We start from the raw sequence: 24,825 nt of genomic DNA, 5'->3' as shown, positions 1-24,825 counted from the left end.
TATTGTACTTTAAAATGATGTATGCAAAAGGGTTTAATTGTTTTCATTTTGGTTCTCACCACTCATTTATATTTTTCTCAGAGTATAAAAGGCTTTCATATACCAGATTCATTAAAAAGTAAAAAATCTGATCAATTACAGAAAGCTTACGAGAAAGTATTTCGGATAGATAATGATAAGGCTGAGATATATGCCAATAGTATTCTAAGTAAAGGGAAAAAGGAAAAAAATAATGACCTTATTTATGATGGATATTATAAGTTGGCCTATAGTAAGGGCCTAAAATCTGAGAACGGTCACCCTTATGCTGATACTCTATTGGCGCTAACTCAAAAAGTCAATACTGAAGAATTTCCAGCAAAAGCCCATATTATTAAAGGAATTCTTTTAAATTATGAATTCAAGTATGATGAAGCATTGAACCACTATGTTCAAGCAAGAGACTTGTCCCGAAATAAAAATCCCGAACAATTTTATTATATCAAAAAATTGGTTGGTATCTTGAAGCTTGCAACCAATGAAAATGAAGAGGCACTCCCGCTTTTTTTGGAATATTATCAGTACGAGAAGAAAAGAATGACTACTGCTGATAAAAATGTGAAAAGTTATATTGGAGCTATTTTTTCAGTAGCCAATTGCTATAATAGGAGCAAACAATATACAAATGCTTTGCACTATATCAATCTGGGGATTCAAGAATGTGAAAAATATAAGGACTATACCCACTATCCTTACTTTATATCAGGTTCAGGTATTGCTAATTATTATTTGAAAAACTATAAAAAGTCAGAAGAAAATCATCTGGAAGCAGAACAGAAGTTTATTAAAAATAATGATACCTGGAATCTTGGGATTACCTATTATTTCTTGGGAAAGATTAATACTGATGTTAATAAAGAAGAAGATGGAATAAAATATTTTACTAAGGCCGATTCTGTTTTGTCTATTTCTAAAAAATTTGATCCAATAACAAGAAACGGATATGAGATTTTAATAGATTACTATAAGAAACAAGGAGATAAGGAGAATCAACTAAAATTTATCAATAAACTGTTTGTAGCAGACAGTATTATGAATAGCAGTAAACAATATTTATCAAAAGAAATATATAAAAAATATGATACTCCTGCTTTATTGGAAGAAAAGGAAGCACTGATTGATGATCTAAGCAATAAAAATTCTATGCTTTACATTTTTTTAGGTGGAGGTTTCTTAATTATAGGTGTTTTATTGTTCCTATTCATTCGTAACAGGAAAAAGATAAAGCAATATAAAAAACAGGCGGATCAGTTATTAGAAAAATCAAAGTCTACTGAAATCATTGTGACCCCAAACTTCGCGCAGGTAGAGAATGAAATTAAAGTACAGAAAACTAAAAATATACTTTCAGACGATAAATTACAGGATATTAAGATAAAACTGGAAGAGTTTGAGAAAAATAAAGGCTTCTTACGAAAAAATATTACTGTAGACAGTCTTGCAAAAGACTTTGGTTCAAATAGGGATTACTTATCAAAATCTGTAAACGAACTTAAAGAAAAGAATTTTTCACAATATTTGAATGAATTAAGAATTAATTATATTGTAGAAGAATTGAATCACAATGAGAAAATAAGAAAACATACAATTGCTGCAATTGCAGATGATATAGGATATAACAATTCAGAGTCATTTTCTAATGCATTTAGAAAAATAACCGGGACCTTACCGTCTTATTATATAAAATTACTGCAAAAACAAGAGTAATTGTAATATATTAATAATTAACGTTTTATATTTATTTAACACACGGAATTTATCAATTCAGGCATTGATTTCTTTGATGAGTTAAGCAAATTGATTTATTTTGCTTATGATCACATTTAAATTTTAAAACTTTAATCAATAATGAAAAAAGAAGCTAAACAGGAAAAAAAATTATCGTTAAAAAAAATCCAACATACCAGATTAAATTCTATAAAAGGCGGAGGCAGCGGAGAAAAATTCTTAGATGGTAATGTAACCAATGGAGATACAACAACAAGTAAATATTGTCAGATGGGAACAACAGAATGATAAGCTTACAAGTTTATAATATCTTAAAGAAAACAATCTTATTATTAATAGGGTTGTTTTCTTTGCAATACCACTCACAGAATTTCATATTCAAAGCAGATGAGAATATTGAAAACAGTTCCTTTGACAATAATATAAAAAAGCTCAACAAGGAAATTTTGCAAGTTTATAAAAGCAATGATAAAATTAAATTTTATGATAACATTTTTCGCTTGTATATTCTTGATGGAGATTATGATAAAGGACTTTATTATTTAAATGAGATAAAGGATGATCCTCAAAATGCTAATCTGGATTATAGGGAAGTTGTAGGGCTGGCATTTGAATTATACGCATTATCCCAATTAGATTCTGAAAAAATTCCGTATCAAAGAAAATATGAAAATATATTTAATAAAAAGATAAACTCTGTTTCAGAACGATCTAAGATTTATCTGGGGCGTTTCTTTACCAATTCAGAAGCTGACCTTAAGGAGAATATGCTTAAGATCATAAAAAATGACATTAAAGACAATACGATCTCTCTTTTGGATGGGATCAAACTATGTCGTTATTATACATCCTATATTATTGCAAAAGAGACTCACAAAACAGCTCATTCCTTAATTAAAAAAATTGATGACCAGCAATTTGATATTAATGATAGTATTACCATTAAAACAAAAAAAGGGAATGAAATTGCACTAAGAGTCATTAAATATAAGAAAGGCGAAAAACAGGCTCCTGCCATACTCAATTTCAGTATCTATAACAGGGGAGCGTTCAATCATATTGAAAAACTTGGTGCTATGAGGGACTATACTGTTGTGTATGCTTATAGTAGAGGTATTTATTTGAGTCATGATCAAGTTTCCCCATTTGAATTTGAGATAGAAGATGTAAACGAAGTAATAGATTGGATTATAAAGCAACCATGGAATAATGGAAAGGTTGGAATGATTGGAGGAAGTTATGACGGTTTCAGCCAATGGGCTGCTGTTAAAAACTTGCATCCTGCTTTGAAGACTATCATTCCTACTGCATCGGTAGGTTTTGGAGTTGACTTTCCTATATTTAACAATTGCTTTAGTCCTTATATGCTGAGATGGCTAAGCTATGCAAGAAAAGTTACAAATTATAACTTGTTTAGTGACGAGAGAAAATGGATGTCTTTATACAACTCTTATTATAAAAGTGGAGTAGCTTTCAATAAATTAGACAGTATTTATGGAGAAACGAATCCTATTTTTCAAAATTGGTTAAAGCACCCTTCTTTTGATGAATTCTGGAAATCAAAAATGCCTAATAAAAAAGATTTTGCTAAAATCAATATCCCGATTTTGACCCTTACAGGATATTATGATGCAGATCAAAGAGGAGCAATGTATTATTATAATCAGCATCAGAAATATAACAAAAATGCAGACCATTATTTGCTTATAGGCCCTTACGGACATGCTGGAGTTGTTTCCGGAATAAACGGAAATTATAAAGGTTATGCTATAGACTCTGTTGCGAAAATTGACATTGAAGACATCTCTTATCAATGGTTTGATTATGTTCTTAAAGGAAAGAAAAAACCTGAGCTTTTAAAAGACAAAGTTAATTTTCAGCCAATGGGATCCAATGAATGGATAAGTACTTCCAGTATTAATGAAATAGGAGATCAAAAACTGAAATTATATCTCAATAAAACAAGTTTACAGCCAATAAAACCTGAACCGGATTTTATCCGTCAAAGAGTTGATTTTTTAGATAGAAAAGATACGTTGCAAATCCTCGATGAAGAACATATATTAGGTGATGCAATCAATGCATATGATCTTAGAAATAGTCTGGTTTTCGAAAGTAATGTTTTTGATGAGCCCGTTTCGGTAGCAGGAAGTTTTACCGGTGAACTGAAAGCAGCTATCAATAAAAAAGATATGGATATTACCATGAGTGTTTATGAAAAGTTGTCATCAGGGCAATACTTTAAACTATCTCATGAATACTTTGGAAGAGCAAGTTATGCCAAAAATAATACAAAAAGACAGCTCTTAAAGCCATACACTATAGAAAGTATTCCAATACACAATACTTTTTTTACCAGTAGAAAAATTGAGAAAGGTAGCAAACTGGTTGTTGTATTAGGGATTAGAAAAAATCCAGATGCCCAGATCAACTATGGTACTGGTAAGGATGTAAGCATTGAAACTATTGCAGACGCCAAAGAGCCTTTGGATATTAAATGGTATAATGACAGTTATGTTGAAGTTCCTATTCTAAAAAAATAAAATGTCTCGTTTTCCCTACCAGTTTTTTGATCAGTATATTTTCCGTTCCTCATTATCCCCTTTTAATGATTTTCTGCAAAAGGCCAGTAATGAAAAATTTTCAGATGTAGATCTGAAGAACATTTGTTCTGACCCTATTTATCTTGAAGCTGTTTATCTGGCCTCTCCCTATTTACATGGAGAAATTGAAAAATGGATGAGAGCTGGAGAATCTTTCTCTGAAAAAAAACAAGAGAAACTGAGGCAGACTATTTTGAAATATTATAATCGGATGAGTACAAGGTGTACACCATTCGGATTATTTGCGGGAATTGGGTTGGGAACATTTGATGATAACGCGAATGATGATTTTGATCGAAAGTGTATAAGAGATACAAAACTGGATATGCACTTTCTGGTGGCATTATCTCAAAACTTGGTAAAAATACCTGAAATACATAAAAAGATACTGTATTTCCCCAATACAAGTATTTATACTGTAGGACGAAGAATTCGATATGTAGAATATGAATATCTTGAAGGAAAAAGGCAATATATAATTTCATCAATTTACAGATCAGAAGAACTGGATGAAATTTTGGATATAGCCAAAAACGGGAAAACACCAGACGAACTTATACAGATTTTAAGCCGAGGTGAAATTACTCAGGCTGATGCTGTAGAATTTGTTAATGAACTTATTGAAAACCAAATCCTGGTAAGTCAGTTAGAACCCAATGTCTCCGGAGAAGATTTTTTGAATATCATTATTAAAATCTTAACAGATCTGGAATTAGAAACAGAGGTAAATATTTTAAAATCTATACAAAGAAAGCTTGACAAGCTGGATGAGAAAATGGGTAATTTAACTGAACTGTATCAAGAAGCAGAAGAGTTAATGAGTTCACTTAGTCTAAACTACGAAAAGAAATTCCTGTTTCAAACCGACTTGTATTTTGAAAATACATTTAAGCTTCCAATACATTGGAAAAAAGAATTAAAGAAAGCCATTGTTTTTTTTAATAAAATCAATACCTCTGGCAAAGAATCAGATTTTGAAAAGTTCAAAAAAGCCTTTCGTGAAAAATTTGATACAAAAGAAGTTCCACTTGCCTATGTTATGGATACCGAAATTGGGATAGGCTACAAACAAGGAAACTCTACCAAAGCTTTACATCCTTATTTGGACGACCTTATCATTCCTCAGGTAAAAGAGAAGAAAGAACTACAGCTTAATTTGAATGCTGTACAGGTTATTTTAAACAAAAAAATTCAAGATTGTTTACAAGGAAATCAGTCTTCTATTGAACTTTTTGATGAAGATTTTAAAGATTTTGAAGAAAACTGGACGGGCCTGCCGGATACCCTATCTTTTATGGCTGAAATATTTTCAGATAAAGGGCAGGAAAAACTACATCTCTACCGAGGTGGTGGAAGTAGTGCAGCAGAGCTGTCAGCCAGATTCTGTTCCGAAAAATCAAATATTAATGACTATACAAAAAGGATAGCTGAAAAAGAAAAAGAACTCAATCCAGATATTATATTAGCGGAAATAGTTCATCTTCCTGAAGCCAGAATAGGAAATATAATCCGCCGACCATTGCTGAGAGATTATGAGATTCCTTATCTGGCTGGTTCTACATTGCCAAAAGAAAAACAAATTGCTATTGATGACCTTTATATATCTCTCAAAAATGATAAGCTCATTTTACGTTCTCAAAAGCATAATAAAGAAGTAAGGCCCTACCTTACAAATGCGCATAATTATTCATCAGATTCATTGCCTGTTTATCATTTTCTTTCTGACTTGTATTTTCAGACTCATTGCTCAGACTTGGGTTTTCATTGGGGTGATCTCAAACGTATCTATCATTTTTTGCCCAGGGTAGAGTATAAAAATATTATTTTAGAAAAAGCAAAGTGGCAGATCAGAAAAGAAGATATAAATCCACTTTTGTTTAATACTGAGAAAGAAGATTTGTTTTTATCCACATTTAAAATTTGGAGAAATAAAAGAAAGTTACCTCAATGGGTGCAGTTGATAAAGCTGGATAATACATTGGTCTTAAATCTGGAAAACTACGACTCTGCAAAACTGTTGATGGATACTTTGGAAACAAAAAAATCAGTAACTATTGAAGAATTTCTTCATCACGAAAAGAGTGACTTTGCTTATCAGTTCGTATTTTCTCTTTATAAAAACCAATAAATGATGAATGTTACAAGAGAATTTATTCCGGGAAGTGAATGGCTGTATATTAAAATCTATACGGGGATCAAAACGGCAGATATTATTCTGGAAGAAGCTGTAAAACCATTGTTGCAGAACTTTCAGAAAGAGAAATTGATAAAGAAATGGTTTTTTATACGTTACAATGACCCCAAGTCCCATCTTCGGGTTCGTTTTGAACTCTCAGATTCTTCTCATTTCAATAAAATATTTACCTTAATTAATGAATACTTAAAGGAATATATTGATTCCGGAGAAATTTCAGGAATTATATTGGATACCTATCAACGCGAGATTGAGAGATATGGAAAAGATACTATTGAGCAGGCTGAGTTTTTATTCTGTAAAAGCAGCAGCAATATCTTGAATGAGTATCTCCATTTTGATGATGAAGATAAAATAATTATATCTCTTTTTTATATTGATACCTTGTTAGAATGTGTTGGTTTGGAGTCTTTTATGAAATTAGATTGGGTGAAAACAGTTAACTTAGCATTCAAAAATGAATTCAATGCAGATAAAAAACTGAACAGTCAGTTGGATAAAAAATACAGATCATTTATCTTGAAGTATTCTGAATTTTTACAATCGGATGATTATATAGCTTTCAGAAAGAATATCATTACAGAAGTTCGTGAGTCTGAAAAAGAGTTGAAGTATATCATGGAATTTCATCAGGGTTCTGTTCATGGTTTTTTTCAAAGTATATTCCATATGCACATTAACAGGATGTTTGTCTCGAATCAGAGGTTGTTTGAGATGGTCATCTATGATTATCTATTTCGATATTATAAATCACTCGTTTTTAAAAATAATCTACAATTATAAGAGATACATTCTGTTTCAAACCAAAAAACGGTTTTGTTTTACACCGTAATATTTACTTAGATCGTCAGTTTGAAAGATAATGGAAGAAGATCCTAGTCTTTGTATCAAATTTTTGATAAGTATGAAAGGTATTATAAGTTATTTATTATGGTCTTGTCCTGAATTAAAAATAGCTTTGTTTATAGAGAATTCTTAAGGTTTAAATAGTAGAGATATCTTCAATTAAAATTTAAATAACTCTAATTTTCTACTGATGCAAAATTCGGGATAACTGGAATGTTTTATATTTAAACAATTGTTTGATTTTGTATAAAATTAATAACTTAACTATAATTTAGTTATTATTTTACTACCTGATGTAAAACTTGATTGTAATTCATATTATTGCTGTTTGAACTCAAAAAAACTTAAAAAATCATAAAGTTTTCATAAAGTTTCAAAAAAGAAATAAAATGTTTTTGTATTTATAAAATATGTCGTACTTTTACATCGCCTTGAATGAGGGAACAAGTCAAGGTAATAAATTTTTTTTCATCATTTGTGTTTTTAGAATCGTATCGCCTGATACGATTCTTTTTTTTGTTTATTTTTCGTAGTTCAAAAGGAGGTCTATAAAGTAGGAATAGGTAACGGAGCCTTCCTGTTGATTACTCTGTAAGAACAGATTATTGGTAAACCCAAAGAACTCATCAAGCCATCCCTGATGTCTAAAAATGAAGTTTCTTTCATAAGAACGATCTCTTTTCATTGCAGGAGAGTAGTTCTTAATCACAGATTTTACAAATTCAGGATCTTCATCCACAATGAAGCGTAAAAGGCTTTTTAAGGTAAAATACTCTGTGCTGTATCTCAAATCCAGATTCGTGGAATTTACCCCCATCAAATACCCTACAAAATTAGCTTCCTGCTCCCGGGCAAACCCAAGTTGATGAGAGCTTTCGTGTGCTGTTGTAAAAGGGATAAAAGTAGAGGGTAGTTCAGAATTGTATTGGGCTTCTGCTGTAAAAGGATTATAATAGCCTAAAATACCTGTATAGCTCATTACGTTTTTAAATAAACTATGCTTAATGGAAAGAATCTGCGGTGCTTTCTTATCTGAAATATTTAATGGAAGCTTAGTTTGCTGCCTCAATATTTCCTGTTGTATAGATTTCAGATCAGTGACAACGAATATCCCATTATGGTCTTCATGTACCAATTGTCGGGTTGTTTTACACTTTTCAAGATAATGTAGTGTCAGTCTTTTTGCTTTTCCTATTTCGGGCTTTTCCTGGCTTGAAAGTTTATGGATGATTGGCGTTTGAAAATAGAGCATTCCCCAGAAAATCTGATAGGTAAAATAAAAGATATTCACGATCATCAGGATCCTGATAATGGATGCGTTTCTGTTCTTCTTCTTAAATGAGGCAATAAGGCTGTATAAAAGGATAATTCCCAGTAATACATAGATAATATCCCCAATGGAAAACGGAAGCCAGCTAAACAGCCTTTGGTGAGGTCCTTTCTGAAGCTCAAAGAACCATTCAAAAAAGGAAATCATCATTGGAGATTTTGAGAAGCAGTAAAACAAAAGAAATTGGGCAAGTAATAAACCTGCCCAAAACCTCTTCTTCTTATATATGTGTAGTATATTTTTAGTGAGCACCTTCGGATTCTAAAACGTCAACGTTAATACCTTGTCTAAATAAAGATTTTTTTGCCAAATAAGCAAATAAAGTAATGTACACGAAGCACAATACAGGAATCACGTAAGAGCTATGGATTCCGATAATATCAGAAAGCTTACCCTGAAGTGGCGGAATAATACCTCCTCCCAGAATCATCATTACTAAGAATGCAGATCCCTGAGCTGTATATTTTCCTAATCCGGTAATTGCTAATGTAAAAATAGATGGCCACATGATACTGCACGCAAGACCTCCGGAAAGGAATGCATAGATAGCAACATTTCCTGTAGTCAGTAATCCTGTAATCATAGCTGCAGTTCCAAATAATCCGAAGATAATCAATGTTACAGCAGGTTTGTTTTTACTAATTAAGAATAGTATAACCTGAATAGCTACACAGATTGCATAGAAATACAGGTGAGACATGTCTTTTTGTGCAATCGTATTGATGCCAATAATCACCGAAAAAGCGATAAAAGGAACAATGATGGTAGCAATGGTTTGTTGTTGCTTATTTAGATTAAAAACAGCAATAGCGCCTGTCCATCTTCCGATCATCAAACTTCCCCAATACATGGAAATATATGGAGCCAGATCAGAGGACTGATGTCCGCCAAATTCTGGTAGGCTTAAAAGCTCTCCCAGGTTACTTCCAATAGCAACTTCCACCCCCACATAGGCAAGAATGGCAATCATCCCAAGAACAAGCTGAGGGTATCTCATAGCACCCCAGCCTTCAGAGTTTTTCTTTGCACTTGAATTGGCAAATACAAGACAAACAATTACAGCAAGCAAAGCTCCTCCAAGATAAACCATCCTCTTTTTCTCTAATGGATGCTTGATTGTTTCCAGTTCTGCTTTTGTTTTAACGATTTGTGCTTGATAGCCATCAATGGTGGCAGCGTTGGTTTCCTTTTTTACATTGCTTTCCAATGTTGTTATCTGATGGCTTAAAGTCTCAATACTTTTAGCTTCCTCAGAGTTATAGCTGCTAAATACAGGAATAAAGAAAAGAATAACAAGGGCAGTCATTGCCACAAGTGTTTTTCTTGCCTTGCCGGCTTTTTCCATTGGTTCAGTAGAGATCCCATCAGGAAGTTTCTTTGAAAAATAAAAGACTCCGGCAGCGATTAAGAACAATGCTCCTACAGCTGTATAAAGCAAAATTACTTTATCAAGAGCCAAATGTTTGATTTGGTCATCATCTACTGTAGCAGTGGTTCCAAAAAGAGCCAGTCCAACAATAATAGGCCCGATGGATGTACCAAACGAGTTAATTCCTCCGGCAAGATTCTGTCGGCTTGCTCCGGTTTTAGGGTCTCCTAGCAGAACAGCAAACGGGTTTGCTGCGGTTTGCTGGATTGAAAAGCCCAGTGCTACCACAAATAAACCTATAAGCATTCCATAATATACATTGCTTTTAACAGCAATAATCATGATGGCTGCACCGAGGGCAGAGAGTAGTAGGCCGTAGACAATACTCTTTTTATATCCCCACTTACCAATAATATCAATTCCTTTTATGGTACTGAATATGAAAAGCAATAATGCTCCCAGGAAATAAGCGGTATAAAATGCAAAATCTATTAACTGAGACTGAAACTGGTCAAGAGAAAAATAGTTTTTACAAAAAGGGATGAAGATACTATTGCCGGCAGCAATAAAACCCCAGAAAAAAAATACAAGTACAAGTGTGTACAATGCCGGGTAATTAGTCGGCTGGTTGGTTTTTGACATATTTTATTGAAAATTTCGCAAACAAATATAACTATTTCTTTTAAATGGAGTGCTCTATCAATGTTTTTTTAATTACTTGATAAGCCTCTGCTTTTAAGTCTTTTGGAGAAGCTGTAGGCTCTATAATTCCATTGAAATAGACCTTTACTCTTCCGGGATAGCCTTTAGAATTTTCAAAAGGAAACATTTCCTTAAGACCTACAAAAGTATAAACAGCAATAGGAGAGTTATATTTTGAAGACAGTATAAATGCACCATCTTTAAATTCATCGAGAATAATAGAAGTGTCATCCGGTACTCCTCCTTCAGGGAAAATGGCAATACTGTTGCCTTCTTCCATTTTCTCGGCGCATCTACGGTATACATCAGCACGGCTTCTGGCACTGGACCTGTCTACCATTACACATATTCTTTTATAGATTGTTCCGAAAATAGGAATTTTAACCAGTTCCATCTTGCCTACAAAGCAAATCGGATGATCCGGAAACACAATGCAGGTAAGCATAATATCCATGATGGAAGTATGATTCGAAATGAAAACGTACTCTCTGTTTTTGTCTTTCTTTTCTTCAGAAAGCTTGATGAGGTCATATCTGAAACCCATGCCGTAAAACATGCCGAAACACCAGAGCCTGATGAGTTTATAAGCAAATTTATAGTGCTTTTTACTAAAAGATAAAATATAAACGGGGATTCCAAGAGTAGTTGTTAAAACAAATGCTAACAACAACAGCCAAAATCGCCACAGATAATTTAAGATTTTTGCCACAGTCTAACCGTTAAAAATTACTTTCTTTTTTACCGAATAATTAAGAATGGAAACCAATAGAATTGCTGCAATTTTACTGATCATTTCCGGACTCAAGGTATAAAAAAATAAATTGATATTATCCTTAAATACAAAACTGTAAAATATCTGGAAGAAGCCTAAACTTAGCAAAGTCGAAATAAAGGATACCATCATAAAGTAAGCGAACTCTCTTTTCTTGGAATGTTTTCCTCTTTCAAAAACAAACCAAATACTTAGGAAATAATTAGTGATGATCCCGCAGCTGGTGGAGAAAATGTTACTTAAAGGGTAGTGGATCCCATGAAAATTGGTCTCGTTTTCAAAGAAGTGAGGGAGATAGGTGCTGAATATCTTGAAGCTGCCAATTTCAACAATGGCGCTTAATCCTCCTGCAATGATGAAGAACAAAACCTGTTTCTGGCGTATAAGTATTTCTTTCATTTAATTAATATAAAACCTGAAAATATTTTACATATTGTATTGATGATCAAAGCGCTTTATATTCAAAACGATTGTTTATCGAATGTACCCTGTCTATTAATAATGCTTTTCAGTCATTCATGATCGGGATACTTTACAATATGGATATGCAAATTTATAACTATATGTTAAACACTGAAAAAAGATGTTAAAATATTTTTTTAAATAAAAATTATTTCTAATTTTAATCTACAGAATGATGTTACTATAACCTGATAATAAATTCATTTTCAAATCCTTGTGATAATGGTTTTTTCTATCTTGTAATGCGTGGTTGAAAGCATACTACTCCAACATTTTACGGTTTAATCGATAATAATATTTGTATGAAACGTCAAAACAAATACAGAAAATTCCAGCTTCAACAGAAAAATATTGAGGCTTTGGAGAAAGAAAACTCCCGCTTCAAACGAGTGTATTCTGAATACGAAAATATGTCCAATGAACTTTGGAATCTTGAAAACTCCAATGGAGAACCTGTACCCGATGATTTTATCAATGCTATGGTATTACAGGCCTCTTATCTGGAAGATGAAATAGAAGACTGGCTCCTGCAATTCAACGAAAAGAAAACCAAGATAAAACAATAATGATTTTAGACAGCTTTCAAGTTGTTTTTAAATGCTAATTGAAGATAAATTCATAATTTAGCCCCCTTAAATTAAAATCTAAAATATGGTTGCTATTGTAGATAGTGGTTCTACTAAATCGGATTGGGTAATTCTTGATGACTTTAAGAAAGTTTTTTTGAAAACTGAAACTATCGGCTTCAATCCGAATTTTATCAACAGAGAACTTATCGCTCCTGAAATACAGAAAAACAGCAACCTTATATTGGTCAAAAATTCAATTACCAAAGTTTTTTTCTATGGTTCTGGATGCGGTGTGAAAAAAAACTGCGAAACTATAGAAGAAGAGCTTAAAAAAGTATTTGGAAAAGCTGAAATTATTGTAAAAGAAGACCTGATGGCCGCTGCATATGCTGCATATAGCGGAAAGCCGGCTATTGTATGCATACTGGGTACCGGATCAAACTCTTGTTATTTTGATGGAGAAAATCTGAAAATAGAACTACCATCCCTTGGATTCCTTATTGGAGATGAGGGAAGCGGAAGTGCGATAGGAAAGCAGTTGGTACGAAGATATTTTATGAAAAAACTGCCAGCAGATCTCCACACCGAATTTGAGGCAGATTACCAGCTTACCATAGAAGATGCATTGAAAAATATGTATCACTCTCCAAGACCTAATGCTTATTTGGCGAATTTCAATAAATTCGTTATCGAAAGAAAAGACCATCCTTATTTTAAAGACATGGTTTTTGAGGAAATGAAAAGTTTCTTTGAATACCAGGTTCTTCCTTATCAGGAAGCAAAAGATGCCGAGATTAATTTCATTGGCTCTATTGCTTATTATTATGAAAATATTCTACGTTCTGTAGCAGCAGAACTTAATTTAAATGTGGGACATGTAGTTCAGAAACCAATTGAAAGTTTAGTAGATTACCACATTAAATATATACTCTAACAAAAAATAAAACGTATGTCAAGTAACAACAATCGCGACGAAAAGAATTTTAGTCAGGCCGCGTTAGATTATCATAAAGCAGAACCTAAGGGAAAAATAGAAGTTATACCGTCCAAGCCACACTCCTCCCAAAGAGACTTGTCATTGGCATATTCTCCAGGCGTAGCAGTTCCTTGCATGGAAATCCATGATAAGCCAGAAACAGTATACGATTATACAGGAAAAGGAAACCTGGTTGCTGTAATTTCTAATGGTACAGCTGTACTTGGACTAGGAGATATTGGTGCAGAAGCTTCAAAGCCGGTAATGGAAGGAAAAGGACTTCTTTTCAAAATTTTTGCAGATATCAACGTTTTTGATATTGAAATTGATGAAAAAGATCCTGATAAATTTATTGAAATCGTGAAAGGTATTGCTCCAACATTTGGAGGAATTAACCTGGAAGATATCAAAGCTCCTGAAGCATTTTATATAGAACAAAAATTAAAGGAAGAATTAAATATTCCTTTGATGCACGACGACCAGCATGGAACAGCAATTATTTCTGCAGCAGCATTAATCAACTCATTACAAATCGCCAATAAAAAAATTGACGAAGTAAAGATGGTGGTGAATGGTGCCGGAGCAGCTGCAATTGCATGTACAAAGCTTTATATTTCATTAGGATTGAAAAAAGAAAACGTCCTGATGTGTGATAGTAAGGGAGTAATTAATCATAAGAGAGAAAATCTTACTCCTGAGAAAATAGACTTTATTGCTCAAACAGATATTGAAACATTAGAAGATGCTGTAAAAGGATCTGATGTTTTCGTGGGGTTATCTAAAGGAAATGTGATGACTCCTGAAATGTTGTTGAGCATGAGCGAAAACCCTATCGTATTTGCCTTGGCTAACCCAGATCCTGAAATTGCTTATGACTTAGCTCTTGATACCCGTAAGGATGTAATCATGGCAACAGGAAGAAGTGATTATCCTAACCAGGTAAACAACGTACTAGGGTTCCCGTATATCTTCCGTGGTGCATTGGATGTTCAGGCTACAGGAATTAATGAAGAAATGAAATTAGCTGCTGTACACGCTATTGCTGATTTGGCGAAAGAACCAGTACCAGAAGCTGTAATCTTAGCATATAACGTTCAAAGCTTACAATTTGGAAGAGAATATTTCATTCCAAAGCCTTTTGATAACAGATTGATCACTAAAGTATCAAGTGCTGTTGCAAAGGCAGCTATGGAAAGTGGTGTTGCAAGAAAAAGTATTGCAGACTTTGAAGAGTACGAGCACCAGCTTCTAGACAGAATGGGAAGAGATGAAAGATTGGTGAGAATGATGCAAAGCCGTGCAAAATCCAATCCGAAGAGAATTACCCTTGGAAACGCTGAAGAATATAACGTATTAAAGGCTGCTCAGATTCTTTACGAAGAAGGAATTGCTTTCCCAAGTCTTTTAGGAGACAAAAAATACATCAAGGAACAAATGGAACGTTACGGAATCAATCTGGATGTTCCAATCATTGATCCAAGTGATGACGATCAGAAAGAAAACAGAAAAAAATATAGAGAAACCCTTTGGAAACTTCGTCAAAGAAAAGGAATGAACGAGTACAAAGCAAAGAGATATGTTCGTCAGAGAGACTATTTCGGACCTTTAATGCTTAAGCATGGAGATACTGATGGTCTTATCGTTGGATTCTCTAAAAACTATACATCTGTATTACGTCCTATTTTAGAGGTTATTGAAAAAGACAAAGGAGTAGATAAAGTAGCAGCAATGATGATGATTTTGTCTGAAAAGAAACCTATTTTCTTCGCAGATACATCCATCAATCAGAACCCTACCTCTGAAGATCTTGTGAATATTGCTAAAATGGCTGAATTTACAGTGAAGTCTTTTGCAATCGAACCTAGAATTGCAATGCTTGGTTTTGAAAACTTCGCAGCCATCTCTGAGACTTCTAAAAAAGTAGCTAAAGCAGTGAGTATTCTTCACGAGAAATATCCTAAAATGATTGTAGATGGTGAAATTCAACCGGATTTTGCGATGAATGCTGATCATTTAAGTGACTATCCTTTCTCAAAACTAGGTACAACTCCGGCCAATACATTCATCTTCCCGAATCTGGAAAGTGCAAACTTATCCTACAAAATTTTAAGAGGAATGAAAGTAGCGCAGGTAATCGGGCCAATCCTAATGGGATTAAAGCAGCCGGTACACGTTCTTCAGATGCGTTCAAGCGTAGATGAAATCGTAAACCTTGCAACAATTGCTGTTCTTGATGCTCAGAGAAGAGAAAAAAAGTAATTAATTACTGAATATCAGTAGATTATTGATGCTTGTAAGATACGCTTGCATTAATGAATATATAACAAAAGACTCCAAATTTTTGGAGTCTTTTGCTTTTCTGTTAATTCTTTGAATTTATATTTAAAATTTAAGTTAAAAACCATTCGCGCGTGAAATGAAAATATTAATTAGTTTAAATTACTATATTTGGGAGTTTTAAAAATTAATAATGATATTTTCTTTACAAGGCACCGTTCAGGAATTGACACCTACCTACGCAGTAATCAATGTACAAGGAGTTGGTTACTATGTAGGTATCAGTCTGATGACCTCACAAACACTAGCTTTAAATCAACAAACTTTTTTATTCACTCAACAAATTATCCGTGAAGATGCTCATCTTCTGTTCGGTTTTAACACTCGTTCAGAAAAAGAAATGTTCAATCTGTTAATAAGCGTTAATGGAGTAGGAGCTGTTTCTGCGCTCATTTTGCTGTCCACCCTAAGTCTGGATGAGATTGCTTCGGCTATCCTTTCCGGTAATGGTACACTGATTCAGAAAGCCAAAGGAATTGGAGCAAAAACAGCAGAAAGAATTATTGTAGATCTTAAAGATAAAGTACAGAAATTCAGTGGTCCGGTAGATAATATTTCATTGTTGGTAGATAATAAAGTTAAGGAAGAATCGTTATCTGCATTAGAAGTTTTAGGAATTCCTAAACGAACGAGTGAAAAGATAGCGGATAAGATTTTAAAACAAAATCCAAGTATCTCGGTTGAAGAATTGGTTAAACAAATTTTAAAAAACATTTAACATTTGGTGGCGAATAATAAGCATCTTAACATATTTTTGTTCCTATCGTTCCTGTTTATGTCTGTCAGTGCCTTTGCACAGCAGGTAAAAGATACAGCGATCATAAGAAAACAATATGAAGTGGCAGACCCTACAAGGTATGAAGCCTATTACGATATAAAAACCGGGATGTACTATGTATATCCTAAAATTGGGAATACGATTACCGGTCCTCCTACTGCCATGTCTCCGGAAGAGTATAAAGAATATATGCTCGCTACCCAGACCAAGGCATACTATAAGGAAAAATCGGAAAAATATAATCTCCTTTTCAGAAAAGACAAATCTGATGCCAGAAAGAAAGGGCTCATCCCATCTCTAATGATCAACAACAAATTGTTTGAAACCATATTTGGAGGAAACAAAATTGAGATTATTCCTTCGGGATATGCATCCATTGATTTCGCAGGACTTTACCAGAAAATAGATAACCCGCTGATCCTTCCACAGAATAGGACCAGCTTTACTTTTGATATAGATCAGAGAATTCAGCTGGGATTATTGGGTAAAGTGGGAGAGAACCTTCAGTTGAAAGCCAATTATGATACCCAGAGTGGTTTCGCGTTTGAAAACAGAATGAACCTCGTTTGGCAGGCAAAAGGAAGCTGGAAAGATCTTCAGAGTAAAGGTCTTGGGAATGTAGATAAACCTAACGAAGGAGGAGAAGATAAAATTATCAAAAGAGTTGAATTTGGTAACGTAAATATGCCGCTTTCAACAAGTTTGATCCGTGGTTCACAATCATTGTTTGGGGTAAAGACAGAATTCCAATTGGGTAAAACCTTTGGAACAGTTGTTCTTTCTCAGCAGCAGGGTGAAGCCAGAAATATTGTAGTACAGGGCGGTGGTGTAATGAACAACTTTAAAGTAAACGCCAATGATTATGAAGAGAACCAGCACTACTTTTTAGGACATTACTTTTTGGATAAATATGATAATTCCTTACTTAATTATCCACAGATCAATTCCACCATCAATATTACCAGACTAGAAGTTTGGGTATTGGATCAAGGGAATAGTAATTTGGCATACCAAAAGAGTATTATCGGGATCAGGGACCTGGGAGAAGGAGGCGGAACACTACCGGACAACTCTCTAAATGATTTGTATAATGAAGTTTCAACCACAGCAGGAACCAGAGAAGCAGGTAAAAATTATGATGCTGTTTTTCAGGGAAAGACTTTTCCGGGAAGTACAGAACCCTATAGAAATGGTGAACACTATATCTTTAATACCAAAGCTAGAAAACTAAACTCTAACGAATATATATTTCAACCACAGCTAGGATATCTTTCATTAAATCAAAAACTAAATGATCAGCAGCTTTTGGCTGTTTCTTATTCATATACAGTAAATGGAAGCAGTAAAGTATACAAAGTAGGGGAATTCTCTGAAGAAAGTCCTGTTTTGATCACTAAAGTACTAAGAGTAAATAACAGTGTAGACCCGGCTTCTCCAATGTGGAAGCTAATGATGAAGAATATTTATTCTTTAGATGCAGGTCAGGTATCTCCGGACGGATTTATTCTTAACGTATATTATAGAGATCAGAAGACCGGAGGTAAGGTAAATTATCTTCCGGATGTTCCAGCTGTTAAAGATCAGAACTTATTAAAGCTATTGAATTGGGACCGTCTTAACATGAACGGGGATATTCAGAATAATAAAGACGGAACAAAAGGAGACGGTATCTTTGACTTTGTCAATGGGGTTACAGTCAGGCCTGAAAATGGACGAATCATCTTTACCAAGGTACAGCCTTTTGGGGACTATATGCAGAGTTTGGTAGGGAATGATCCAAAGTATGTTTTCCATGATTTATATGATAAAATAAAACAACCGGCAAACCAAACTACCATTCCTCAATGGTATACCATAGAAGGTCGTTATAAAGGAGTTCAGGGACAAGGGATTTCCCTAGGTGCTGTAAACGTTCCACAGGGATCTGTAAAGGTTTCTGCAAATGGAGTACAGCTTTCTGAAGGAGTTGACTATACCGTAGACTATATGCTGGGAACGGTGACGATCATTAATGAAAATGTAAAACAGTCCGGACAGGCTATCAATATCTCACTAGAAAATCAATTGACCTTTAATACCCAGAGAAAAAGATTCTTGGGATTAAACTTAGAAAGAAGATTTAATGAGAACTTTATTTTAGGAGGGACAGTAATCAACTATTCAGAATCTCCGCTTACCCAGAAAGTAAATTTTGGGCAGGAAGCCGTTAATAACACCATGGCAGGGATCAACTTGATGTACAACAATCAGGCTCCTTTCCTAACCAGGTTTACAGATAAACTACCATTAGTGAAAACTGAAGCTCCATCCAACATCAACTTTAAGATGGAGGGGGCATACCTTATTCCGGGATTGAATAAAGCTACCAATAATCAATCTTACATTGATGACTTTGAGCAGACAACTTCTAAGATCTCTTTAAAAGAACCTGCAGCATGGAGCTTAGCTTCAAGACCTGAAAAAAACACATTACCACCGTTCAATATACCGCCAGCTAGTGACGAGCTAACGAGCGGTTATGGAAGAGGATTGTTATCATGGTATAACATTGACCCAAGATTCTGGGGAGTGGGAGGTAAGGCTCCAACAGGAATTACTCCACAGTCAGTATCCAACCACGCTTCAAGAAGAGTTCAGTACTCTGAAATTTATAATAACAGAGATTTTGTAGCAGGAGAGCAAACCTATACAAATACATTCGATATATCCTATTTCCCAGGTGAAAAAGGACCTTATAACGTAAATCCGGGAACGGAACAGGCAACCAGCAGATGGGCAGGTATTATGAGACCTATCAGTGTTCCTAACTTTGTAAGCTCAAACATTGAGTATGTAGAATTCTGGATGATGGACCCTTATGCAGATGGTAATAAATTAGGAACCAATGCAAGACTTTTACTACACTTAGGAAATGTATCTGAAGATATTCTTAAGGATGGAAAAATGTTATATGAAAATGGTCTTCCTGCACCAGGATCATCTCCATCTACAACCACTTCAACTTGGGGAGTACAACCAAAACAACCACCTATTTTATATGCGTTCTCTACTGAAGGAGAGGGCAGAAAATCACAGGACGTTGGGTATGATGGTTTAAGTTCAGACCAGGAAGCCATGAGATTCGGAAATACATTCGTAAACCCGGTAACAAATATTGTTGACCCTGCGGTGGATGACTTTGTATTTTACCTGTCCGATAAATTTACAGGCAGTCAGGCAGCTTCACTTGTTCAACGATACAAGTATTTCAGAAACCCGGACGGAAACTCAGAAGCAAACTCTTTAAATGTTTCTTCACAGACTCCGGATGCAGAAGATATCAACAGAGATTATAATCTGGATCAAATTGAAAACTACAACCAGTATGAAGTGAAGCTTGATCAACCAAATTTAGCATTAGGAGTTAATAATATTGTTGATGTAAAAACAGTAAAAGGAGCTTTCCAGAACGGACAGTCTGCCGATGTAAAATGGTACTTGTTCAGAATACCCGTTTCTCAGTACGATCCAGTGGAAGGTTCTCATAACCCAACTGTACTTAACAATGTAAGATTTGCAAGGCTAATGTTAGCAGGATTTGAGAATACTTCAACCCTGAGATTCGGTACGATGGATCTTGTAAGATCAGACTGGAGAAAATATCCTAAAAACCTTGCTACTTTTTCAAACGCAGAATTAGAGCCATCTCCGGATGAGGGGGCAGCAGATGATACTGAGATTGGAAAACTAGAAGTGGGAAGTGTAAATATAGAAGAAAATGCATTTAATCAACCTCCATACGTATTGCCTCCGGGAATAGACAGACAGGTGTTGAGTGGAAATGCAGGAGCACAGAGACAGAACGAAGCTTCATTATATATGAAAGCTAATGCTCTTGCTGTAGGTAAGGCAAAAGGTGTATTTAAAAATACTACCCTGGATATGAGAAGATATAAAAAGCTTAAACTTTTTGTACATGCTCATGATCCTGCAAACCGAGATGTAAATGTTGGGCAAATGGATAAAAGAACCAAGTTCTTCATTCGTTTTGGAAATGATGCTACAGATAACTATTATGAATATGAAGCATCTTTGAAATTAACATCAACTACTTCAACAGCTCCAATGGAAATTTGGCCATTTGAAAACGAAGTGAACCTTGATATCCAGAATTTTGTGGATGCCAAGATCAGAAGAGATAAACTATATTCTAATAGAATTACAGAAAGATTCCTTGATCCTACTTTTGCAGAAGGTGATAACTTTAAAAGAATCTATATTAAGGGACGTCCAAGTTTAGGGAATGTAACAACCATTATGATTGGTATTAAGAATGGAGTAGCTAGAGGTGAGGCAGGTACACCAATAGATAGAATTCTTTGGGTAAATGAAATTCGTCTTTCTGAAATTGAAAATGATGGCGGATATGCTGGAAATGCAAGCTTAAACTTCAACCTTGGAGATTTTGCTACCGTTAATACCAATGCATCCTATACCTCAGTTGGATTTGGAAATATTGATTCAAAACCAGCAGAAAGAAATCAGTCTACCCAATCAGCATTTAGTATTAATACTGCAGTTAATGTAGATAAGTTACTTCCGGAAAAAACAGGAATAAAGATTCCTTTAAATTATTCCTATTCACAAACCATTGAAGATCCTAAGTACAATCCTTTGGATACCGATGTTGAATTTAGTAAGGCTCCAAACAGAGAGCAACTGAAAAAAGTAGCAAGAACATATACACAACAAAGAAGTATCGGAGTGGTGAATATGCGTAAAGAAAGAGTAAATCAGAATAAAAAACCTAAGTTCTACGATATTGAAAACGTTTCGGTAACTGCGGTGTATAACGATGATTATTTCAGAGATATCTATACCAAGAGAAACTACAGACAGTATTTGAGAGGGTATATTGATTATAACTACACTTTCAAACCATGGGTTTTGAAGCCTTTCAATAAAATGATTAGTGATACTGCGAAATCAACGAAGTATCTAAAATGGGTGAAAGAATTTAATATCAATCCTATCCCGACAAGACTATCTTTCAGAACTGAAATTGACAGAAATTACAATGAACTTGAGTTCAGAAATATTGAAGCTATTTTAGGTGGAAATGCCGGCGGTGATATGGAGGCCATCAGAAACAGAAACTTCTACTTCGGATGGCAGTATGGGTTAGGATTCAACTTTACAAAATCATTAAAGCTTGAAATTAACTCTTCAACCAGAACGCTTAATGATAACATGGATGTTAATATGATGGATAACAAATCTATTTTCGGAAATGTATTCAGATCGGGTAGACCGGTATTGTACAACCATAGAGCACAGCTGAATTATAAGCTGCCGTTCCAGTATCTTCCTTATTTGGATTTCATTGATGCGGAAATTGGCTATGGATTTACTTATAACTGGAATGCTAGATCTACAGCACTCCTTGCAAGTCCTGAAGGAAGCTTAGGATCTATAGGTCAGAATACCAATGTTATTCAGGCAACAGCAACAGCAGATATCCCTAAGTTCTTTGGACAGTTTAACTATTTTAAAAATATTAATACCAAACTTCAGAAGCGTAAGCAGGAAATGGATTCCTTGAACAATGTGTATACGAAGCAATGGGAAAAGAACAGATACAGATATAAGAGCTATAAATTTAAAAATAAGCTTACTGTACTTCAAAGTGCAGCATTCTTCCTGACTTCATTCAAACAGTTGGATGTGAGCTACACTGAAAATAATGGGACTGTACTTCCGGGATTATTATCCGCTCCAAACTGGTATGGTTCTGGCCAGACATTAGGAGGACCTACCATCGGATTCCTATTAGGATCTCAGGCAGACATCAGAAGAACAGTAATGGAAAATGGTTGGGTGAGTGGCTCTAATTTTATGACGGATCCATATGTAAGAATGTCAACCAAGGAATTGAGGGCCAATCTACAGATGATGCCAATGAATGACTTCAGAATTGATCTTAACGTGTTGCATAACTTTAACAGCAACTTCTCACATACAGGATTTAACTATACCAATGGAGGAGTTCCGGATACTGGTTTTACATTCGCTACAGATATGGTAACCTATTCCAACTCTGCGATACTCCTTAGTTCATCATTTAAGGATGGGCAGGCAGTTTATCAAGCAATCAGAGAGAATGCAAAATCAATGTCACTACAATTAGGAGGTCCAAATGCAGAAATAGATAACAACGGATTTGCTAAACATTACAGTATAGCCAATGCCTACGTGTTGATTCCTGCGTTTAGAGCAGCCCTTGAAGGAAAATCCATTACACCAATGGGTAATCCTAAAAAATCAGGAATGCCATTACCAAACTGGAGAATTACTTATTCCGGATTAAAAAATATTCCAATAATCAGTGGGCAGTTTACAAAGTTTGATATCTTGCATGGGTATACAGCAACTTACACCGCAACAGGAATTCAAAGTAATATAGATTACCACGGAAACCCGAATGGTTATTACCAGGTAATAGACGATGCAGGAACGAAGAGCGAGGGAGATAAAATAAACCCTTACACTTTTGCTCAGGTTGGATACGTAGAATCTTTTTCACCTCTTATCGGAGTAGATGTTACCATGAGAAACAATATGCAGTTCGGATTACAGTACAACAAAAATAGAATGATGGTACTGGGGCTGGTGAACCATACACTAACAGAAGATTCCAACTCAGAATATGTAGTAAGATTAGGATACATTGTCCGAAACTTCAGACTGGGAACAGCTAACATAAGAGGAAGAGGAACCAGAGGAAAAGGAAGCGATCTTAATATTAGAGGAGATATTTCACTAAGAGACAGTAAAACTTCCATTATGAATATCCTGCTGAATGATTCGCAGATCACAGGAGGGCAAAGACTTTTAAATATCAAACTTTCTGCAGACTATAACGTCTCCGAAAACCTGAATCTGAGAGTCTTCTACGAACAGATGACCTCAAAGTATAAAATCTCAACAGCATTTCCGCTGTCTACGATTAGAGCAGGTATTTCTGCAACATTTACATTCGGAGATTCCGGAGGTGGATTCTAGAAATACTATAAACTTAAAAGTCCTTCAGTTTTGAAGGACTTTTTTTATATCCAATATTTGAAGCTAGTATAATTTTGAATACATTTGTACAAAATAAAAATTAAAAAATGAACACACCATCAGAATTAAAGTACACGAAAGATCACGAATGGATTAAGATCGAAGGGAATGTAGCTACAATCGGTATTACAGACTTCGCTCAGGGAGAACTTGGAGACATCGTATACGTAGATGTAGATACAGTGGATGATGACCTTAATGGCGGAGATGTTTTCGGAAGTGTAGAAGCAGTAAAGACTGTTTCAGATTTATTCTTACCTATTTCAGGAAAAGTTATTGAATTCAACTCAGAATTAGAAGCTCAGCCTGAACTGTTAAATACAGATCCTTATGGAAACGGATGGATCATCAAGTTAGAACTTGCTGACGGTGCAGATCACTCTGAATTGCTTTCTGCAGAAGATTACCAAGCAATCATTGGATAAGATTTCAAAAATATTTAGTAAGATATTGCCCATTTATTGGGCATTTCTTACTTATATGCTTCTCAAACCAGGAGAAGAGAACCATGAGTACTGGTTCATGTTCAGCGGTATCGACAAAGTTTTGCACTTAGGAATATTTGCAGCCCTAGGTTTCTCTTTCATTGCCGCATTTCCTCGAATAAAATTTTCATACTTCTTTCAGATCATCCTTATATATGCATTCCTTACCGAAATACTACAGGAAGAGATGGGGCTAGGAAGATCTATGGAAACACTGGACATTGTTGCTGACACTATTGGCTGCCTTATCGGTTACTTTACCTATAGAATATTGGTTAAACGTTTTCTCTGATCCTTCCATAGGAAAAGATAAACTGCCTATCACCACATTCACATTCTTCATTACCCATACTTTTCTACTTTCAAATCCTAAAACTCGTAAGGAGCTTTTTCCTGCTCTCCACTTTTACTCCTCGCGCGAATGCTTTCCAAAACCAAGGGCCACTGCCTCTCCAAGACAAGCTGTGGGGTAACCGTTTCTATCAGGGCTAGGGAAGAGGTCATACAAAAATACATCTCTTATACGCCCATCCT

General features: G+C 34.8%; 16 protein-coding genes. 12 read left to right on the top strand and 4 right to left on the bottom strand.

Annotated elements, in window-relative coordinates; translation table 11 throughout:
* The first annotated feature begins 21 nt into the window (after positions 1 to 21).
* The 5 genes from C1638_RS20020 to C1638_RS20005 all read left to right on the top strand — a co-directional run bounded on the left by C1638_RS20020 (position 22) and on the right by C1638_RS20005 (position 7,347).
* The gene (locus C1638_RS20020; protein WP_109623710.1) at positions 22 to 1,746 is read left to right on the top strand and encodes a helix-turn-helix domain-containing protein; all 1,725 of its coding nucleotides are present in this window, start codon (positions 22 to 24) and stop codon (positions 1,744 to 1,746) included.
* Between the two features lie 141 nt (positions 1,747 to 1,887).
* Positions 1,888 to 2,055 (top strand): hypothetical protein, encoded by a 168-nt coding sequence (locus C1638_RS22450; RefSeq protein ID WP_165826565.1) that lies wholly within the window; start codon positions 1,888 to 1,890, stop codon positions 2,053 to 2,055.
* Positions 2,052 to 4,310 (top strand): CocE/NonD family hydrolase, encoded by a 2,259-nt coding sequence (locus C1638_RS20015; RefSeq protein ID WP_109623709.1) that lies wholly within the window; start codon positions 2,052 to 2,054, stop codon positions 4,308 to 4,310. Before C1638_RS22450 ends, C1638_RS20015 begins: the two co-directional genes overlap by 4 nt.
* A 1-nt stretch (position 4,311) precedes the next feature.
* Positions 4,312 to 6,498 carry a lantibiotic dehydratase family protein gene (locus C1638_RS20010; protein ID WP_109623708.1) on the top strand — a complete coding sequence of 729 codons (2,187 nt, stop codon included), beginning with the start codon at positions 4,312 to 4,314 and terminating at the stop codon, positions 6,496 to 6,498.
* Complete coding sequence (locus C1638_RS20005; protein WP_228428232.1) at positions 6,499 to 7,347, top strand: thiopeptide-type bacteriocin biosynthesis protein; 849 nt, start codon at positions 6,499 to 6,501, stop codon at positions 7,345 to 7,347. It begins immediately after the preceding gene.
* A gap of 583 nt (positions 7,348 to 7,930) precedes the next feature.
* On the opposite strand, the gene C1638_RS20000 is transcribed toward C1638_RS20005, so the two are convergent.
* From C1638_RS20000 to C1638_RS19985, 4 genes are all read right to left on the bottom strand, one after another.
* Complete coding sequence (locus C1638_RS20000; protein ID WP_228428230.1) at positions 7,931 to 8,887, bottom strand: DUF3810 domain-containing protein; 957 nt, start codon at positions 8,885 to 8,887, stop codon at positions 7,931 to 7,933.
* A gap of 94 nt (positions 8,888 to 8,981) precedes the next feature.
* On the bottom strand, positions 8,982 to 10,751 hold the full coding sequence (locus C1638_RS19995) for an MFS transporter (protein ID WP_109623706.1): 1,770 nt from the start codon (positions 10,749 to 10,751) through the stop codon (positions 8,982 to 8,984).
* 40 nt (positions 10,752 to 10,791) lie between these two features.
* Positions 10,792 to 11,520: a lysophospholipid acyltransferase family protein gene (locus tag C1638_RS19990; RefSeq protein ID WP_109623705.1), complete on the bottom strand. Its 729-nt coding sequence runs from the start codon at positions 11,518 to 11,520 to the stop codon at positions 10,792 to 10,794.
* 3 nt (positions 11,521 to 11,523) lie between these two features.
* Entirely contained in the window at positions 11,524 to 11,982 is a 459-nt protein-coding gene (locus C1638_RS19985) for a GtrA family protein (protein ID WP_109623704.1), read from the bottom strand.
* 365 nt (positions 11,983 to 12,347) lie between these two features.
* Here C1638_RS19985 and C1638_RS19980 point away from each other — a divergent pair, with 365 nt between their 5' ends.
* From C1638_RS19980 to C1638_RS19950, 7 genes are all read left to right on the top strand, one after another.
* On the top strand, positions 12,348 to 12,611 hold the full coding sequence (locus tag C1638_RS19980; protein WP_109623703.1) for a hypothetical protein: 264 nt from the start codon (positions 12,348 to 12,350) through the stop codon (positions 12,609 to 12,611).
* An 85-nt stretch (positions 12,612 to 12,696) separates the two neighbouring features.
* Positions 12,697 to 13,548, top strand: coding sequence for a BadF/BadG/BcrA/BcrD ATPase family protein (locus tag C1638_RS19975; RefSeq protein ID WP_109623702.1), 852 nt, complete (start codon positions 12,697 to 12,699; stop codon positions 13,546 to 13,548).
* 15 nt (positions 13,549 to 13,563) lie between these two features.
* Positions 13,564 to 15,849 (top strand): NADP-dependent malic enzyme, encoded by a 2,286-nt coding sequence (locus C1638_RS19970; protein WP_109623701.1) that lies wholly within the window; start codon positions 13,564 to 13,566, stop codon positions 15,847 to 15,849.
* Positions 15,850 to 16,060: 211 nt separating this feature from the next.
* Positions 16,061 to 16,645: a Holliday junction branch migration protein RuvA gene (ruvA, locus tag C1638_RS19965; protein WP_109623700.1), complete on the top strand. Its 585-nt coding sequence runs from the start codon at positions 16,061 to 16,063 to the stop codon at positions 16,643 to 16,645.
* Positions 16,646 to 16,702: 57 nt separating this feature from the next.
* Entirely contained in the window at positions 16,703 to 23,746 is a 7,044-nt protein-coding gene (gene sov / locus C1638_RS19960) for a T9SS outer membrane translocon Sov/SprA (protein WP_109623699.1), read from the top strand.
* Between the two features lie 107 nt (positions 23,747 to 23,853).
* Positions 23,854 to 24,231, top strand: coding sequence for a glycine cleavage system protein GcvH (gcvH, locus tag C1638_RS19955; RefSeq protein ID WP_109623698.1), 378 nt, complete (start codon positions 23,854 to 23,856; stop codon positions 24,229 to 24,231).
* On the top strand, positions 24,176 to 24,583 hold the full coding sequence (locus tag C1638_RS19950) for a VanZ family protein (RefSeq protein ID WP_438829986.1): 408 nt from the start codon (positions 24,176 to 24,178) through the stop codon (positions 24,581 to 24,583). The genes gcvH and C1638_RS19950 overlap by 56 nt, the downstream gene beginning before the upstream one ends.
* Positions 24,584 to 24,825 lie beyond the last annotated feature (242 nt).

The organism is Chryseobacterium oncorhynchi, assembly GCF_002899895.1.
GTDB lineage: Bacteria > Bacteroidota > Bacteroidia > Flavobacteriales > Weeksellaceae > Chryseobacterium > Chryseobacterium oncorhynchi.
The sequence above is the reverse complement of the archived record's forward strand: the minus strand, read 5'-3'. Positions and strand labels throughout refer to the sequence as shown.